This window comes from Bacillus sp. SJS, assembly GCF_000732485.2.
Lineage (GTDB): Bacteria > Bacillota > Bacilli > Bacillales > Bacillaceae > Metabacillus_B > Metabacillus_B sediminis.
The window spans coordinates 40,264-57,246 of record NZ_JAQV02000024.1 but is presented as its reverse complement, the minus strand read 5'-3'; the positions used below and the strand labels follow the sequence as shown (position 1 = coordinate 57,246).

Annotated in this window: 15 protein-coding genes and 2 riboswitches; of the genes, 10 read left to right on the top strand and 5 right to left on the bottom strand. The window is 42.5% G+C overall.

Annotation, left to right across the window (positions count from 1 at the left end; genetic code table 11):
* Positions 1-781: 781 nt before the first annotated feature.
* The 4 genes from AS29_RS14755 to AS29_RS21630 all read left to right on the top strand — a co-directional run bounded on the left by AS29_RS14755 (position 782) and on the right by AS29_RS21630 (position 2,785).
* Positions 782-2,128, top strand: coding sequence for a TrkH family potassium uptake protein (locus tag AS29_RS14755; protein ID WP_035408997.1), 1,347 nt, complete (start codon positions 782-784; stop codon positions 2,126-2,128).
* Positions 2,129-2,215: 87 nt separating this feature from the next.
* Positions 2,216-2,356, top strand: a complete 141-nt coding sequence (locus AS29_RS21640; protein WP_197491617.1) for a hypothetical protein — start codon at positions 2,216-2,218, stop codon at positions 2,354-2,356.
* Positions 2,357-2,447: 91 nt separating this feature from the next.
* Positions 2,448-2,615 (top strand): hypothetical protein, encoded by a 168-nt coding sequence (locus AS29_RS21635; RefSeq protein WP_197491621.1) that lies wholly within the window; start codon positions 2,448-2,450, stop codon positions 2,613-2,615.
* Positions 2,612-2,785, top strand: a complete 174-nt coding sequence (locus tag AS29_RS21630; RefSeq protein ID WP_197491616.1) for a hypothetical protein — start codon at positions 2,612-2,614, stop codon at positions 2,783-2,785. The genes AS29_RS21635 and AS29_RS21630 overlap by 4 nt, the downstream gene beginning before the upstream one ends.
* A gap of 18 nt (positions 2,786-2,803) precedes the next feature.
* On the opposite strand, the gene AS29_RS14750 is transcribed toward AS29_RS21630, so the two are convergent.
* On the bottom strand, positions 2,804-4,576 hold the full coding sequence (locus AS29_RS14750; protein ID WP_035408995.1) for a B12-binding domain-containing radical SAM protein: 1,773 nt from the start codon (positions 4,574-4,576) through the stop codon (positions 2,804-2,806).
* Between the two features lie 374 nt (positions 4,577-4,950).
* On the bottom strand, positions 4,951-5,958 hold the full coding sequence (locus AS29_RS14745) for an acyltransferase family protein (RefSeq protein ID WP_035408993.1): 1,008 nt from the start codon (positions 5,956-5,958) through the stop codon (positions 4,951-4,953).
* 314 nt (positions 5,959-6,272) lie between these two features.
* Between AS29_RS14745 and AS29_RS14740 the strand changes: the two genes are divergently transcribed.
* From AS29_RS14740 to AS29_RS14730, 3 genes are all read left to right on the top strand, one after another.
* On the top strand, positions 6,273-8,477 hold the full coding sequence (locus AS29_RS14740; protein WP_035408991.1) for a PAS domain S-box protein: 2,205 nt from the start codon (positions 6,273-6,275) through the stop codon (positions 8,475-8,477).
* Between the two features lie 3 nt (positions 8,478-8,480).
* Positions 8,481-8,957, top strand: a complete 477-nt coding sequence (locus AS29_RS14735; protein WP_035408989.1) for a methylated-DNA--[protein]-cysteine S-methyltransferase — start codon at positions 8,481-8,483, stop codon at positions 8,955-8,957.
* A 428-nt stretch (positions 8,958-9,385) separates the two neighbouring features.
* A complete protein-coding gene (locus tag AS29_RS14730) occupies positions 9,386-9,970 on the top strand; it encodes a DUF2087 domain-containing protein (protein WP_035408987.1) in 585 nt (194 codons plus the stop codon).
* Positions 9,971-10,092: 122 nt separating this feature from the next.
* Here the strand turns inward: AS29_RS14730 and mtnA are convergent, their stop codons facing one another.
* The 3 genes from mtnA to AS29_RS14715 all read right to left on the bottom strand — a co-directional run bounded on the left by mtnA (position 10,093) and on the right by AS29_RS14715 (position 13,508).
* Complete coding sequence (gene mtnA / locus AS29_RS14725) at positions 10,093-11,154, bottom strand: S-methyl-5-thioribose-1-phosphate isomerase (RefSeq protein WP_035408985.1); 1,062 nt, start codon at positions 11,152-11,154, stop codon at positions 10,093-10,095.
* Positions 11,155-11,172: 18 nt separating this feature from the next.
* Positions 11,173-12,366 carry an S-methyl-5-thioribose kinase gene (mtnK, locus tag AS29_RS14720; RefSeq protein WP_035408983.1) on the bottom strand — a complete coding sequence of 398 codons (1,194 nt, stop codon included), beginning with the start codon at positions 12,364-12,366 and terminating at the stop codon, positions 11,173-11,175.
* Positions 12,367-12,462: 96 nt separating this feature from the next.
* Positions 12,463-12,625: riboswitch (SAM riboswitch) on the bottom strand.
* Positions 12,626-12,701: 76 nt separating this feature from the next.
* Complete coding sequence (locus AS29_RS14715; RefSeq protein WP_035408981.1) at positions 12,702-13,508, bottom strand: carbon-nitrogen family hydrolase; 807 nt, start codon at positions 13,506-13,508, stop codon at positions 12,702-12,704.
* Positions 13,509-13,611: 103 nt separating this feature from the next.
* Between AS29_RS14715 and AS29_RS14710 the strand changes: the two genes are divergently transcribed.
* The 3 genes from AS29_RS14710 to AS29_RS14700 all read left to right on the top strand — a co-directional run bounded on the left by AS29_RS14710 (position 13,612) and on the right by AS29_RS14700 (position 16,978).
* The gene (locus AS29_RS14710; RefSeq protein WP_035408978.1) at positions 13,612-14,796 is read left to right on the top strand and encodes a pyridoxal phosphate-dependent aminotransferase; all 1,185 of its coding nucleotides are present in this window, start codon (positions 13,612-13,614) and stop codon (positions 14,794-14,796) included.
* A gap of 97 nt (positions 14,797-14,893) precedes the next feature.
* A riboswitch (SAM riboswitch) is annotated at positions 14,894-15,007 on the top strand.
* 82 nt (positions 15,008-15,089) lie between these two features.
* Positions 15,090-16,319: a 2,3-diketo-5-methylthiopentyl-1-phosphate enolase gene (locus AS29_RS14705; protein ID WP_035409334.1), complete on the top strand. Its 1,230-nt coding sequence runs from the start codon at positions 15,090-15,092 to the stop codon at positions 16,317-16,319.
* Positions 16,316-16,978, top strand: coding sequence for a 2-hydroxy-3-keto-5-methylthiopentenyl-1-phosphate phosphatase (locus tag AS29_RS14700; protein ID WP_035408975.1), 663 nt, complete (start codon positions 16,316-16,318; stop codon positions 16,976-16,978). The genes AS29_RS14705 and AS29_RS14700 overlap by 4 nt, the downstream gene beginning before the upstream one ends.
* The last annotated feature ends 5 nt before the right edge of the window (positions 16,979-16,983 follow it).

Genomic DNA, 16,983 nt, shown 5'->3' with positions numbered 1-16,983 from the left:
GCAATAAACCCTGAAGAAAGCAAGATTTGGTTTTTGGAATTTTGTTCAGTTTGACCGATCATCTTCGTTCTGTCATCTGAAATCAGTCTTCCAAGTGCCATCAGCTTTTCATTACTGACGTCCCTAATTACAGCAGCACGGTTTTGAAGCTCAATTTGTTTCAGGGGGTCCAAAACACCGCCTTTGCTTGACACCGCCTGAAGCTCTGTTTTTATGCGGTTTTCAAACAATTTATCCAGCTCGCCATTCATCAATTTGGCGGCATTAAGAAGCAGCACCTGTTCTTTGTTGGATATGCTGTTTTTCAACTGGCTGAATGTTTGATTCATTTCCTTTACCTGATCTGTGTAGGCGCTCTCATTTTCAGGTGCCGCCTTTGTCAGGTAATCAGTGATCACGATGTATTTTTGCTTGAAAATTGCGGAGGCAGCAGCGACTTTTAATGCATCATCGGACTTTCTCTCTGCTGTTTTAACGGTTTGAAGAGTTGAGGATAAGGAAAATAAAATAAAGATAAAGGCAATAATGATTAGAGTAAGGCAAGTATAAAAGACTAGTCCATATTTCCGGCCGATTGATGATTTTTTGCTCAAGTACATTGTTTTGAACCCCGTTCACTCGAATTTTGTTGAAAAAAATAGGAAAATTGGTATAAATTTAATAATCATATTTTAATGCAAAGCCCTATGGCTTGTAAACGCTTTACACTAAAAGTTTTAAAAGGGTTTTTTAAATCCCTTATTTTTTTACCGGAAGCTGATCAAAAAAAGGATGGTTACTTATGCGAATTGATCTGAGGCTTAGAAGGCAGAAGCTTTCACCTGCCAAAATTATTGTGACATACTATTTTATTGCAGTAACGGTTTCCATCCTGCTATTAAGCCTGCCCCTGGCCAGGAGACCGGAAGCGGAATGGACATTTATTGATGCTTTATTTACCTCGGTTAGTGCTGTAAGTGTCACCGGACTTTCTACTATATCTATTAAAGATACATTTACGACACCAGGTTACTTTATTCTTGCCTTCATTCTCCAATTCGGAGGCATCGGAATTATGACATTAAGCACATTTATATGGCTGGTTTTAAGACGGCGGATTGGACTGAAGGAAAGAAAGCTGATCATGACCGATCAGAATCAGTCAAACCTTTCAGGCCTGGTAAACCTCTTGAAACAAATTCTTATTTTAATTCTGGCTATTGAAATTGTTGGCGGGCTTATTCTGGGTACATATATGCTTAAATATTATCCTGATTGGCAGGAAGCATATCTTCATGGCTTTTTTGCTTCAGTCAGTGCAACGACAAATGGAGGGTTTGATATTACCGGGCAATCGCTCATCCCCTTTGCAAAGGATTATTTCATACAGTTTATTAATATTTTGCTTTTGACGCTGGGAGCAATTGGATTTCCCGTTTTAATTGAGCTTAAAACGTATCTCTTTCATGAAAAAAAACACCGGTTTACACTTTTTGCCAAAGTAACATCCATAACATTTCTTGGTTTGCTTGCCTTTGGAACGATTGGCATCCTGCTCCTTGATTCTCAGCATTTTTTCAAAGATAAACCCTGGCATGAATCCTTGTTTTACGCACTTTTTCAGTCATCAACAACGAGAAGCGGCGGCCTTGCGACGATGGATGTGTCACAGTTTAGTGATTCCACTCTGCTGTTTATGTGCCTGCTCATGTTTATCGGTGCTTCACCGAGTTCTGTTGGAGGAGGGATCAGGACAACCACGTTTGCGCTTAATCTTCTCTTTATTTATCACTTTGCCCGGGGAGCTAAATCCTTAAAGCTCTTCAAAAGAGAAGTCCATGAAGCTGATATTACAAAGTCCCTTGTTGTAACCATTGTTGCTGTGATGATTTGCTTTGTTTCCACTATTATTTTGGCAGCAACAGAGCCTTTTACACTTCTTGAGATCCTGTTTGAAGTGTCATCAGCCTTCGGTACGACGGGGCTGTCACTTGGAATAACAGCGGATTTGAGTACTATTGGAAAGATCATCATCATTTTACTAATGTTCATCGGCAGAATCGGAATTGTTACTCTCCTTCTTATGATGGGGAAGAAGGAAATTGAAGCCAATTTCAAATATCCTACCGAAAGAATCATTATTGGATAATAATTAGAATTAAGCCTCTCGTTCTCTCCTTGCATTCATAAGAATTCCAGTGAAGGAAACACTCATAGGTGAGGGGAGTGATAAGGGATGAATGCTAAAAAGCAATTTCCGGTTGCAGAATTGAATCCGGAAGAGCTTAGTCAGCTGCAGCAGTTTGAAGAAGACTTCCGCAGCCGGACGGGCGAAGAAATTGTGCTGATTGCGTATGGCCAGCAGGAACAGAACTGAAGAAACTGGAAGGATGAAAAAGATAAAACCGGATTAAACTAACCTTGCGGATGATTCCGCTGCTGTACATTCAATTTTTAGGGGGATGTTTATGAAACGAAAAGCTGCAAGCCATCAAGCTCTAAAAAACAACAACACTCCATCCGAAAGCATGGCAAAGACAGAGTTTGCTGCAGAATTTAATCATGAGAACCCTCAAAAATATGCAAACCGCAATTCCAAAAAAGGAATGCAGGGCAAGTCGGAGAGTAACCGATGAGTAAAAAGCACGTCAAAAGCAAAGACCTTCAAAATCATAAAAAGCCAATGAATGCTGATCTTCTGGAGCAGGAGTTTGGCAGCGAATTCGGTGATGGAAATTCCGCCAAAATTTATGAATTGAAGGAAGAGCTTAAACGCAAATCAAAATCAGACAAAAAGAAAAAGTGAGAGCTTGTGCTCTCACTTTCAGACTGCCCGGATATGATCCGGGCTTTCGTTTGCAGTAAAGATATGCGGACGGTTCTCTGAAGGATCGTAATGGACGAGAATCCATGTTGCTGCATTCATTACAACGGTGCCATTCATCTTATATTCTCCCAGGTCAAATGGAAGCTTTTCGACGATTGTATGTTTGTACAAATCTTTTTCAGAAAGCGGATTCTTCTGATAAGCTGCCCCGAGAAGCTCCGGCTGATCCATGAGCTGCCTGTAAAATAGATCGCGCTCTTCTTTAGCAAGCATTGCATCATCCCACAATGCTTTTCTTGGTTTATAGCGCTGATTTTTCAAATAATCAAACGTCATAAATGCTGTGGCTGCCTCAAGGTGGTCAGGTGCGGCTGCTTCTATAAAATCACGGAGCCTTTTGAACAAATCCTCCAGCTGATGGCCAATCCTGCTCCACCCCTGTTCATCCCAAAACGTTCCGAAATCCTGGAAGAAATCGAACGGAGATGGAAACACGTGCTGAACAAGATACTCAACCGTTTCGTCCATACGATGATCATTCCAATATTTCTCCAAAACATCCTCGACTTGCTTAATCCTTGATATATCATCGAAGGTTAATACGTTGTTTTTTAAGATTTCGTAAGGCGAGTGGTCCATGTATACATAATCGTGCTGAGCGGCTCGTAAACGCAGCCCTGTGCCGCGAAGCATTTTCAGGAATCCAAGCTGGAGTTCCTCAGGACGCATCTCAAATACGTCATTGAAAGTCTTTTTAAATGAATGGTAGTCCTCTTCGGGAAGGCCAGCAATAAGATCTAAATGCTGTTCGATTTTTTGCCCTTCCTTTACCATCATAACTGTCCTCGTTAATTTGCTGAAGTTCTGTCTCCGCATGACGAGATCATTTGTCTCATCGTTCGTAGACTGAACACCGATTTCAAAGCGGAACAGCCCTTTTGGAGCGTTATCGTTTAAAAATTGGATAACCTCCGGCCTCATGATATCCGCTGTAATTTCAAATTGAAAGACGGTTCCAGGGCGATGCTCATCAATAAGAAATTGAAACATTTCCATTGCATAGCTTCGGCTAATGTTAAAGGTCCGGTCAACAAATTTAATGGTTTTAGCGCCGTGCTCCATCAGGAATCGGATATCCTCTTTCACTTTCTCGCGATCGAAGTAGCGGACGCCGACTTCAATAGAAGAAAGACAGAATTGGCAGCTAAATGGACATCCCCGGCTTGTTTCTACATAAGTTACCCGTTTAGAAAGGCTTGAGAGATCCTCTTTAAAACGGAATGGAGAGGGAAGCTCTTTTAAATCAAGCTTGTTTGCCTGCGGCTGAATTCGGACTTTACCGTCCTCACGGTAAGCAATTCCATTCACCGTTCTCATGGGAAGACCTTGATCAATTGCCTGAAGCAGCTGTTTAAACGTCTGTTCCCCTTCGCCAATTACAATATAGTCAGCTTGAGGGATTCTTTCCATCCAGTCCAGAACATCATAAGTAACTTCGGGTCCCCCTAGGACAATGACAAGCTCCGGTTTAATTTTCTTCAGCATATTGATAACCTTAATCGTTTCTTCGATATTCCAAATATAGCAGCTGAATCCAATGACATCAGGATTGCGTTTGAACAAGTCGCTTACGATATTAATGGACGGATCTTTAATCGTATATTCGGCAAGCTCCGGCTCATATTCCGGCTGAGCGTATGCTTTAAGATAACGGATCGACAGGCTTGTATGAATGTATTTTGCGTTTAATGTGCTGAGCACAATGTTCATGTTTTTACACCACTTTTAATAAGAATAGTTGTTTTATTAAAACATTACCTATTTTAACACATAACAGCACTGGGAAAACATTTTTCATTAAAGCTGTTAAACTTGACTGTTGATTGCAGGTAGCAGGCGCTCGCTTATCCTTGGGCAGGCGGTCAATCTTTCGCCTGCGGAATCTCACCTGTCCCGCTGCTCTAAGCGGGAGTCGTGCGCCTTCCTTTCCAATCAGCCTTTCCAATTATGGATCATGAACAATGTTACAATTCGTAATCCTTAGTAATCATTAATCGAATACAAAAACCCGGAAATGCTCGTGCCAGCGTTTCCGGGTTGTCATATTTTTGCTCCTCGCAATCTTTTTTAAAATACTCCTTAAACTACGTTTGCTGCAGTGATTTCCATTTTCTTTTTAAACTGGTTGCCCTTAACTCAATCATTGGCTCTGTCCAGGTTTTTACGAAGTTCGATGACAGGAGGAAGGTAACAGCAATTGCTGCAGCTGCATAAATGGCGATGCTTTGGTAATCAGCCAGCCATTCAACTGCCGGACTGTTACGAATCCCGTTAATAATAAAACCGTGCAGGAGGTAAACGTAAAAGGTTCTCGTGCCCCATGACGTGAAGAATGCCTCCCGTTGGGGCACGATAGCCAGAAAGCTTAGAGTAGAAGCGACTGTCATCACGTAAAAACTTGTACGGATGAGGGCGCTGGCTGCAATTTCCTGGCCAAATGCCGAATAGGGCTTGGAGCCGAAAAGCCATTCAAAATCAAACTGCAAAAAGAAATACATACTGAATGTAAAGGCAAGAAAAAGGAGTGAAATGGTTCTTCCCTTTACAGAAGTCAATTTGTAAAAATGATCTCTTTTCATATAATACCCGATCAAGAAGAGCGGAAAAAACACAAATGTACGGCCGATACTCAAAAAGTTATTCGCAAAATCAACATACCCAATTCCTATCCCAAGCAAGAATGATAGAGCAAGTGCGTTTTTCCAATTTGTTTTTGTGAAAAGGAACAGCATCAGATTCCAGAAAAACAGGCTGAGCAGAAACCATAGCGACCACTGAGGATCAAGAGGGTTGAGTTCGATTTTATCCTGCTTCTGAATCAGGTAGTAGTAAACAGAGTAAATCCCCTGAAAAATCAAATAGGGAACAATCAGCTTTTTGGCAATTTTCCCTACATAGCCTTCTTTTCTGAATCCCTTGGCAAAATAGCCTGAAACGAGAATAAAGGCGGGCATATGAAACGTGTAGATAAATTTATAAATGTGAAGCATTACATCATTATTGTCTATAAAAGAACGGATGAGATGGCCAAATACGACAAGAATAATCAATAAAAATTTCGCATTATCAAAGTAGCTGTCTCTTGTTTTCAACTCACATCACCTGCCTGAACATGCTTTTAAATCGGCAATTCCTGTAAATCTGTAAATACATTTTACCCATGCCAGACCAGTGTAAAACAAAATAAAATGTGTTTCCTGCCTTTAGCAGCTATTGTGAGACGGATTTAATCATCTTGTTACACAATTGTGAAATATGTATCAGACGAAACAAACAAGCCATATTTGCGGTAAATGGCGGTTTTTTTTTCAAATCACGACTTAATACGGCAAGGATGGAAGGACAATAGAATTAAATGTAGAAATTAATGATAAATGATATGGGGAAAAAAGGGAGTGTACGGGGGATGAGTCAGCTAATAGAAGAGGCGCAAATTGCTCAGCTTAATAGCGAACTGGACCGTCTTAAAAAGGAAAATCAGCATTTGCTGGCAGAGCTTGCCAAACATCAGGTTATTTTCGACCAGGCTTTGGATGCTATTATTATTTTTGATCAAAATATGAATTTTATAGATGTCAATGAAGCAGCATGCAGTCTGTTTAATGAAAGGAAAGAAGTGCTGTTGGAAAAATCGTTATATGATTATCTTGCCATGTTTCCTAATGAGGAGATTAAAAGGCAGCGGGAGCAGCTATCTGAAACAGGCTCACTCAGTGAGGAGATAATTATTAAGCTTAAGAATGGACAGCTGAAATTTATTGAGTTTTCCGCTAAAAGAAAAGCTATTGGAGATTACGATTTGTCCATCATGCGTGACGTTTCATCAAAAAAAATGCTGGAGAGAGAACGGTCTATTAATGAAAAAATGTTTCAGGATCTATTTCATCGCGCGTTGGACGGGATTGTTATATATGATCACCATGGCAGGCTTGTGGATGCCAATACCTCATTTTGCCATAGCTTTGAACTTCAAAAAAATCAGCTTTCTTTCTATAAACTGAAAGATTTTATCGATAAAGAGAGCCGCGATAAAATTGAAGAAACGTGGTCCCTCCTCTCTAAAGCTGGAAAAGCTAAAGGGGATTTGCCTGTAAGACTGAAGAGCGGTACCCGTAAGATCTTTGAATTCACAGCGACCTCTAATGTACTTAATGGTTACTATATGTCAATCATGCGGGATATTACTGAAAAAAGATCCATGGAAGCCAAACTTCATAAAAGCGAAGTACGCTTCCGTGAAATATTTGAGAATGCCATGGATGCGATTATTATTTGGGATAAAAAAGGGCAGATCTTAAAAGCGAATCGGTGGGCAACACGTATTTTTGAGCTCCCAATGGAAGGACTTCTTAAAAGTTCGATAACGGATTTCCTGGATTTAGCGGATCCCCGCTATCTTTCTGCCTTTAAGCAATATATGACAACGGGATCCATTCGTCAGGAACTTCATTTTTATATGCCTAATGGGCAATGCAAGCATTTGGAATTCACGTCCAAGGCGAATGTGTTTGAAGGACAGCATTTGACCATTCTCCGAAATGTAAGTGACCGGAATCGGATGGAAAAAGAATTAAGACAGAGTGAAGAGAAATTCCGGAAAATTTTTAATGGAGCGCTGGAAGGAATTATCCTGTTTGACAGCAATTACGACATTATGGCTGCAAATCCTGTATCAGCTAAAATTTTTGAAATGCCGCATGAAGAAATCGAACAGTGCAACCTGTACGCTATGCTATTCCCGGATGAGAGCAAGCAGCCTTCCGACTTTCTTGCGGAATTTCAAAAGGAAGAAGAAGGTACAGAAGAAATTCTCCTGACATCTAAGCACGGTCAAACAAGGATATTGGATTTTTCCTTAAAGCTGAATTTAAATGAAAACATGCATCTTGCCATTTTCAGAGATATAACTGAAAGGAAGGAGCTTGAAGAACGGCTGCGGAAGTCAGACACACTAAATGTGGTTGGAGAGCTTGCCGCGGGCATAGCTCATGAAATACGCAACCCGATGACAGCCCTTAAAGGCTTTATCCAGCTTCTTGAAGGCAGTGTAAAAGACGATTTCAGCATGTATTTTAATGTCATTAAATCAGAATTGAACCGGATTGAATCGATTATCACGGAATTTCTTGTTCTTGCAAAACCACAAGCCATCCACTTTGAGCAAAACAGCATCGTGAAAATTATGAAAGATACAATGGAGCTTCTAAACGCACAGGCCATATTTTCAAATGTTCAAATGGAGCTCATTACTGATGGCGAAATTCCTTCCATCTATTGTGAGCCAAATCAAATGAAACAGGTGTTTATCAATATATTGAAAAATGCTATTGAAGTGATGCCGGGCGGAGGCAAAGTCCTAACGATTCTTAAAATGAAGGGGCCGGACAGTCTTTGTATTTCCATTAAGGATGAAGGAAATGGAATACCTGAAGATAAGCTTAAAAGACTGGGGGAACCCTTCTATACTACGAAGGATCGGGGTACTGGCCTCGGACTTATGGTAAGCTATAAAATAATAGAAGAACATCGCGGGAAGGTGAAAGTGGAAAGTCAGGTAGGAAAAGGGACGACGTTCTACATTACCCTTCCCGCAGGGACGAATGAGGTGTGAAAAATGAAAGGTTTCATTCAATACGACTCACCGATTGGTGTGCTGACGATTGTTTCAGACGGGACTTCAATTACGCAGGTTTTGCTTCCGGAAACGGAGCTTTCTCCCTTCAATGGGGAACCTGCAGAATACCCTGTCCTGATTGAAGCGAGAAAACAGCTTCAGGAATATTTCAGCGGAATACGGACTCATTTTGAGCTTCCTTTTTCTACAGAAGGAACGCCATTTCAAATGAGGGTTTGGGATGCGCTTAGAGAAATACCTTTCGGGGAATCTCTCAGCTATGCAGAACTAGCACAAAAGGCCGGCAGTCCAAAGGCTGTCCGGGCTGTGGGTCAAGCGAACAAAGCAAATAAACTGCCAATTCTTGTGCCATGTCACAGAGTAATCGGAAAAAACAAATCGCTAACGGGTTATGCAGGAACGAAAACCGATCTGAAAGCGATTCTGCTGGGATTGGAAAAGGTAGAGTTTAGATAATCTGTTTCAATAAGATGTAAGACCGGGTGTTATAGGACATCCGGTTTTTTTTGTTTTTTGATTAGAAAATGTTTATAAGGAGCAGTGGGTCAGATGAGGCCTTCAAGCTAAAATTGGGTATTTCCATTCAATCGTGCCTATGCAGCAAACTTTAATTTTAAGGTTTAATATGCCGCTTGTCACAAATATGACACAGCGACATATTATTTAGTAAAGCTAAAAAAGTTGCCCTAGGGAAAAAGGAGGAGGAATCATGATTAAACCTGGCAGAACGGCAAAGGTTGCAGCATATGCGGTTCTTTTTCATAAGATGAATCTGCTTTCCAAAGAGCAAACGGATGCGATTGTTAAGCTGCAGAAATAATTGACAAATCAAACTGATAAGATTATTATCTAATTAGATATATGTCTAATGAGGAGATGTGCATGTGCAGCTGAATCGTTTAGTCCAATTTCATAAAGCAATGGGTGACCCTACCAGGCTGAGGATCATTGCAATCCTATCCGATGGTCCTAAGCACGGTCAGGCTCTGGCGGGGATATTAGGCCTCACCCCTCCAACCATCACCCACCATTTGACCAAATTAAAAGAGATGAATCTAGTTCATCAAAAACGTGAAAAGAACACCATCTATTACTTTCTGCAGGAAAAAGTTATTGAAAAGCATGCAAGCGATATCGTTCAGCTTATGCAGCCGAAAGAGGGGAATGGAATGAAGGAGTTGACAGGGGAACACATGAAAGTCGTTCAAAACTATTTGACGAAAGAAGGAAAACTTAAAATCATACCTTCTCAGCGAAAGCGCAAACTTATGGTGCTCTTCTACATAGCAAAAGATTTCGAGCCAGGCAGAAAATACAAAGAAAAGGAAATCAATGAAGCCATAAAATTGTATCACGAAGACTTTGCTACCATTAGGAGAGAATTTATTGTAAATGGGATCATGTACCGTGACAACAGCATTTATGAATTAAACCCGAAGGAATTGTGGGCCGGGATAGAGGGAAATTAATGGTAGCTGCTGGTGCCACGCCGGGGAGGAATGCCCGGCATGGCATGGTATAACAGGTTAAAAAAATTCCTGTCTCACCTTGCCGGCAGCTAATAAAGAGCCTTCAAAGAAGGCTCTCTAATTCAATGTACTTTATCAGCAAACAGCTCCTTGATTCCAGCCTTCAAATCCCCGGTAAGAACGCCTTTTTCCGTAACAATGCCTGATATTAGATTGGCTGGGGTAACATCAAATGCAGGGTTATAAACCTCTATCCCTTCAGGTGCAATTCTTGTGCCTGCAATCTCCGTGATTTCTCTTGAATCTCTCTCTTCAATCGGTATTTCTGCACCGGAATCGATGCTGAAGTCAAACGTGGAGAGGGGGGCTGCGATGTAAAATGGGATTTCAAAGGCCTTAGCGAGTATGGCCAGGTTATATGTGCCGATTTTATTGGCTGTATCTCCATTACGGGCGATTCGGTCGGCCCCGGTAATGATGGCGGAAATGTTCTTCTGCTGAATTGTGAAGGCAGCCATGTTGTCGGTAATGAGTGTGACATCGACTCCAGCCTGCATCAGTTCCCAAGCCGTCAGCCTTGCCCCCTGAAGGACAGGCCGGGTTTCGCAGGCATATACCTGAAGCGGAAAATCCTGTTCCTTCGCTAAATAAAAGGGCGCAAGAGCGGTCCCGTAACGGGCTGTAGCAATGGAACCAGCGTTGCAAATCGTCATAATGCGGTCACTTTTATTAAAGAGCTTTAATGCATGCTGTCCAATCTGCCTGCATGTTTCCTCATCCTCTACCTGAATTTGGATGGCTTCATGGATCAGATTGGTTTTAGCTTCATTCACCGATTTCACCTGGCTGCAGGAAGCGGTTAAACGGTTGAGTGCCCAGGCAAGATTAACAGCTGTTGGCCGTGATCCAGCCAAATAGTCTTTTTCCTCATGGAGTTTAGCGAGGAAAGAATTAATATCTGATTCCTCGTAACGTGATGCGGACAGCGCAAGTCCGAATGCAGCTGCAATGCCGATTGCCGGTGCCCCTCTGACCTTCAAGGTTTGGATAGCATGCCAGACCTCCTGGATTGAATGTAATTCAATGTATTCGGTAATTCCAGGCAGCTTTTGCTGGTCTAGCAAAGAAATATAAGTTTCCTTCCATTCTACAGAACGGGGGATTGTGAAAGAGTGTTTTGTCATGTTCGTAAATCCTCCTAGTTAACGGGCAATTGCATGCCGGAAAAACCGTTTTAGCTGGCCAGGCTCATTGATGTTGCGGCGGTTTTTGATTAATTTTTTCCCTAATTCCAGTGCCTGGATTTTTGATTCTATTCTGCGGCTGTATGGCTCAATGGAATCGAGATCTGCAACGTGGGCAAGCCCGATTGTTCTGCGGATAACTTCACACCCTGCAAATCCGATCGTATCCTCAAAAATTTGCTCCAGCGTATGCTCAAGATAGCCCTCTACTTCCGAAAAACGCTCTAAGCTGTCCTTTTTCCACGCTGCAGAAAATTCCACTTCAAATGTGTTCCAGGCTTTTTCAATGGCCTCGAAAATAAAATCCTGATCCTGTTCTTCTCGAGATAACGCGTTGAGAAGCAGATTTGCGATGAATTGGCCCGGGTCAAATCCAATCGGTCCAAAGAAAGCAAATTCAGGATCAATAACCTTTGTTTCCGTCTCACTTACAAAAATACTGCCTGTGTGAAGATCCCCGTGAAGAAGTGCTTCTGCCTCCGTCAAAAACTTTCTTTTCAATTTAGCGACTTCGAGCTTTACGTGTGTATCCTCCCATAGTTTTTCAGCAGCCTCCCGAAGCTCCGGTTCAAAAACATTGGATTCATAGTCGAAGAATGGGTCCGTAAAAACGAAATCCTCGGTGATTTTGCATAAATCAGGATTCGTAAAATGTTTAACAAGCCGTTTTTTTACATGCGGTTTCAGGGCGAAATCGCTTGTGTAAAAAAGTGTACGGGCCAAAAACGTTCCGATATGTTCAGCGAGCAGCGGAAGTTTTTTTCTATCCATCAGTGCTTTTCTTGCAATCTGCAAATGTGAAAGATCCTCCATTACAGTAATGGCAAGTGTCTGGTCAGTGTAATAAACTTCAGGAACCAATCCCGGAGCAAGCTCTGCCTGTTTAACAAGGGCGCTGCTTTCGATTCTTGCCCGGTCCAATGTAAGCGGCCATGATTCTCCGATTACTTTTGCATAGGGAAGAGCTTGCTTCAAAATAACGCCTTTTCCCGATTTTGGATCGGTTATATGGAAAACGAGATTTAAGTTTCCATCTCCGATTTCCTCACATTTAAGAACAAGATTGTCTTCAAAAAGTCCAAGCCTTACTGCAAGTGCTGCGGCAGTGCTTTCGATAAGCGGTTCGTAAAGCGATGTATTTGCGATTGCCATGTAATTTTCCCTCCTGAGGTGGTGATAAAAAATTTATTGAACATGAAAAAGCCTCTTTCATTTTGAGAAAGAGGCTTGAAGAGGCAGTCTTCGCACCTCTTATCTCCCAAAAAGCATTTGCTTTCTGACGGATTTAGCACCGTGCCTTGCGGAGCGATAAGCCCCGGCGCTTGCTGCTGCGCCCCATTTCACAATGGTATTACGGTCGGTTGCTGTTGGGGTCAACGGGCCAATTCCCTCTCCCAACTCTCGATAAGAGTATGTTTAATTTTTTGAATGTTTTAATTGTTTCGTAATCACTTGATGAAAATGTTACCAGCTTAAGAGCAGGACTGTCAATCCCTTTTTACAAATGATTGATAAAATTCCGGACGCCGGTCCTGAAAAACCGAAATTTGTTTTCGAATCCCAGCAATTTCACTAAAATCCAATTCCGCACTCAGTATTTCTTCACTCTCCCCAGCTTCAGCTATTACATTACCCCATGGATCAATGACGAGTGAATGACCGGCAAACTGATTATTAGGATCTGAACCGGAGCGGTTGCAGGCAACAACATATGCCTGATTTTCAATGGCTCTCGCTATAAGAAGGGATCTCCAGTGGTGAAGGCGCGGAAGTGGCCACTCTGCAGCAACAAAGAGCACCTCTGCACCATTTGCGGCATGCTCGCGCATCCATTCCGGAAAACGGATGTCATAGCAGATAAACCCTGCACAGTTAATACCGTCTAACGTAAATAGCCCGCTTTCTCTCCCGCCTTTCAGATAATGATGTTCATCCATCAGCTTAAATAAATGCAGCTTGCTGTATTCATGAATCAGATTTCCTTCACGATCAAAGATAAGCATCGTATTGGTAACTTCATGGCCGGATTTTTTTGCAATGGACCCCGCTATCAAATTAACGCTGTGTTTTTTTGCAAGCTCTGAAAGGAAAGCTTTAGAGTCAATGCCTTCTTCATCTGCGATGACTTCAAGTCTTGTCAAGTCGTAGCCTGTATTCCACAATTCCGGAAGAATGAGAAAGTCCGGCGCTTCCTTACTCATTGCCTCTTCCATTGCAAGAGACACACGCTTTTTATTTTCTTCAGGATCCCCAAAGGCAATATTGAATTGTATGCAGCAAATGGTTCGTTTCATTTCAGACCAGCTTCCTTCAGGTAAATTTTAGCTTTACTTTTTGTTACTAACACTATATGATTTTGGACTAGAATTTCAAGAATTTTTTGAGAAGGTGAAAAAAATGAAGTTTTTTGAACCATCGCGCTTGCTTACTCGCTTGCCTGAGCAATTTTTCGCCTCGTTGGCACAGAAGGCGGCTGCCAAAGTGAAAGCCGGGCATGACATAATCAACCTCGGCCAGGGGAATCCTGATCAGCCCACTGCTGAGCATATTGTCCAAGCACTACAAAAGGCTTCGGGTGATCCGGCCAATCATAAGTACTCTCCATTCAGAGGAAAACAATCACTAAAGGAAGCAGCCGCAGGATTTTACGAAAGAGAATACGGCGTTACATTGGATCCAGAAACGGAAATTGCGGTCCTTTTTGGAGGGAAAGCCGGTCTTGTAGAGCTTCCTCAATGTCTGATGAATCCAGGGGAGATTGCTCTCGTACCGGATCCAGGCTATCCGGATTACTGGTCTGGAGTCGAAATGGCAGAAGCGAAGATGCACATGATGCCATTGCTTGAGAAAAATCAGTTTTTGCCGGACTATACGGAAATTCCGTCTGACATTTTGGACTCTGCGAAGCTTATGTTCCTGAACTATCCAAACAACCCAACAGGAGCTGCCGCGAATAAAGCGTTTTTTGAAAAGACGGTTGACCTGGCCAATAAGAATCATATTTGCACCGTGCATGACTTCGCATACGGAGCCATTGGTTTTGATGGTGAAAAACCCGTCAGTTTCCTCCAGACACCTGGCGCAAAGGAAGTCGGAATTGAAATTTATACGCTTTCCAAGACGTTCAATATGGCAGGATGGAGGGTGGCCTTTGCGGCAGGTAATCCATCCGTCATTAATGCAATCAATGTATATCAAGACCATATGTATGTTAGTGTGTTTGGTGCGGTTCAGGATGCAGCTGAGGCAGCGCTGCTCGATGAGAGCGGCAGCACACAAAAACTTGTCCAAATGTATGAGAAACGAAGAAATACACTGGTAAACGCTTTTCGCGGCATTGGCTGGGATATTCAGGCGCCGAAGGGAAGTTTTTTCGCCTGGCTTAAGGTGCCGGATGGATACACATCACAGGAGTTTTCCGATATTCTCTTAGAGAAAGCGCATGTGGTCACCGCACCGGGCGATGGCTTTGGGCAATATGGAGAAGGATATCTCCGAGTTGGTTTGCTGACAGATGAATGGCGGATTGAGCAAGCAGCCGCCCGCATTTCAAAGCTTGGTCTATTTATGACGGCCGATTAAGTAAAATAAAAAAATAGGTTGACAGAGTACTTAATTCCTGTAATAATCCAAATTAATTGAAAATTTAAACCTGCAGATGCCATGCAGGTCTATATTGTACTTATCAAGAGCAGGTGGAGGGACTAGCCCAATGAAGCCCGGCAACCGACCCGAACGAATCATGTTCAGGCACGGTGCTAATTCTTGCAGCAGACATGCTGAGGGATAAGGTACTGCAGAATGAATGATGCAAAGCCTCTTCTCTTGTGATGAAGGGGCTTTTTATTTTTTCACCAAAAGCGAGGGACAAAAAAATGAGTGAAATTATCGCAACCTATCTTGTTCATGACCGGAAGGGAAATTTAGAAAAAAAAGCAGAAGGAATTGCTCTTGGACTGACAATCGGTTCCTGGACTGATTTGCCCGAGCTTGAAAAAGAGCAGCTGAAAAAGCATAAGGGAACCGTCATTTCGGCGGAAGAACTGGAGAAGGATACGGATCTTGAAGGACAATATACGAAGGGTCTTATTAAAATCGCTTATCCTTCAGTCAATTTCAGTTCCGACCTGCCGGCCATATTAACCACGGTTTTCGGGAAACTTTCATTGGACGGTGAAGTGAAGCTATTAGACTTAGACTTTTCTGATTCATTGGCAAAGCATTTTCCAGGGCCTAAATTTGGCATTGAAGGAATTAGAGAGAAGATGAACGTATATAACCGGCCGCTCCTAATGAGCATTTTTAAAGGGGTGATTGGCAAGGATTTACATTATTTAGAGCAGCAGCTGTTTGATCAGCTTGCCGGCGGGATGGATTTAGTAAAGGATGATGAAATTCTCTTTGAAAATCCGCTGACTCCATTTTTTGAAAGAGTGAAGCGAGGCGGCCAAATCATAAAGCAGCTGAAGGAAGAGACAGGAAAGAATGCTCTATATGCTGTCAATCTTACAGGAAGAACGTCTCAAATCCGCGACAAAGCGAGATTCGCTGCAGAGGCTGGAGCCACTGCATTGCTATTCAATGTTCATGCTTACGGGCTCGATGTCTTGCAATCACTGGCAGAGGATGATGAAGTACCGGTTCCTATCATGGCTCATCCTGCTGTGAGCGGGGCGTTCGCAGCATCAGAGCGATATGGATTCTCGTATTCTTTAATTTTGGGAAAACTAATCCGCGCGGCTGGAGCAGATTTTTCTTTATTTCCGTCTCCATACGGCAGTGTGGCATTGAAGAGAAAAGAAGCCCTCGGAATAGCTGAGGAATGTACAGTCTCCTCTCCATTTAAACAAGTATTTCCAGTACCTTCAGCTGGAATACATCCTGGACTGGTGCCGGTTATCATGAAGGATTTTGGAAATGACAGCATCATCAATGCTGGGGGCGGGATTCATGGCCATCCGAACGGAGCCAAAGGAGGAGCAGCAGCATTTCGTTCAGCCGTTGATGCGGTTCTTGAAGGCATAACACTCGAAGAAAAAGCAAGGACGGATGAGCACCTGGAAAAGGCCCTAAAGCTCTGGGGCCAGCTCGAGGCGGCAAAATGAAGCCAGTCATATTTTGCGACTTCGATGGAACCATCACAAAAAATGACAACATTATCGAAATCATGAAGCAGTTTGCCCCTCCTGAATGGGAGGAGCTAAAGAATCAGGTCCTTAATCGAACCATTTCAGTTAAAGAAGGGGTCGGCAAAATGTTTTCTCTGCTGCCTTCTTCTAAACGAGAAGAAATCACCGCTTATGTTTTGAATCAAGCCGAAATTCGGGAAGGATTTATAGAATTTGCAGCCTATGCAAAAGAGCAGAAGATCGAATTGTACATTGTAAGCGGAGGAATTGATTTTTTTGTTCATCCTCTTCTTACTAGTCAAATTGAGCAGCAAAAAATCTATTGCAATGAGGCGGACTTTTATGGGGAACAAATCCTTATTCAATGGCCGCATCCATGTGATGCAGACAGTGGGTGTGAAATGGAGTGCGGCTGCTGCAAACCCTCCATCATTCGAGGTATTGCAAGCGCTGATCAGGAAATTATTGTAATCGGAGATTCTGTTACCGACCTGGAAGCAGCAAAAATGGCTGACCTTGTTATTGCAAGGGACTATTTGCTGGATAAGGTGAAAGAACAGCATTTATCATTCGAACCGTTTGAAACATTCCATGATGTTGTGAGCATTTTAGAGAAGAGGAGGGTGAGTGTGTGAGGACG

Excerpts from the sequence above, each read along its gene's own strand:
- AS29_RS14740 (WP_035408991.1), top strand. The coding sequence starts at position 6,273 with ATGAGTCAGCTAATAGAAGAGGCGCAAATTGCTCAGCTTAATAGCGAA.
- AS29_RS14750 (WP_035408995.1), bottom strand. The coding sequence starts at position 4,576 with ATGAACATTGTGCTCAGCACATTAAACGCAAAATACATTCATACAAGC.
- AS29_RS14710 (WP_035408978.1), top strand. The coding sequence starts at position 13,612 with ATGAAGTTTTTTGAACCATCGCGCTTGCTTACTCGCTTGCCTGAGCAA.
- AS29_RS14715 (WP_035408981.1), bottom strand. The coding sequence starts at position 13,508 with ATGAAACGAACCATTTGCTGCATACAATTCAATATTGCCTTTGGGGAT.
- AS29_RS14705 (WP_035409334.1), top strand. The coding sequence starts at position 15,090 with ATGAGTGAAATTATCGCAACCTATCTTGTTCATGACCGGAAGGGAAAT.
- AS29_RS21640 (WP_197491617.1), top strand. The coding sequence starts at position 2,216 with ATGAATGCTAAAAAGCAATTTCCGGTTGCAGAATTGAATCCGGAAGAG.
- AS29_RS21630 (WP_197491616.1), top strand. The coding sequence starts at position 2,612 with ATGAGTAAAAAGCACGTCAAAAGCAAAGACCTTCAAAATCATAAAAAG.
- AS29_RS14700 (WP_035408975.1), top strand. The coding sequence starts at position 16,316 with ATGAAGCCAGTCATATTTTGCGACTTCGATGGAACCATCACAAAAAAT.
- AS29_RS14735 (WP_035408989.1), top strand. The coding sequence starts at position 8,481 with ATGAAAGGTTTCATTCAATACGACTCACCGATTGGTGTGCTGACGATT.
- AS29_RS14755 (WP_035408997.1), top strand. The coding sequence starts at position 782 with ATGCGAATTGATCTGAGGCTTAGAAGGCAGAAGCTTTCACCTGCCAAA.
- AS29_RS21635 (WP_197491621.1), top strand. The coding sequence starts at position 2,448 with ATGAAACGAAAAGCTGCAAGCCATCAAGCTCTAAAAAACAACAACACT.
- mtnK (WP_035408983.1), bottom strand. The coding sequence starts at position 12,366 with ATGGCAATCGCAAATACATCGCTTTACGAACCGCTTATCGAAAGCACT.
- mtnA (WP_035408985.1), bottom strand. The coding sequence starts at position 11,154 with ATGACAAAACACTCTTTCACAATCCCCCGTTCTGTAGAATGGAAGGAA.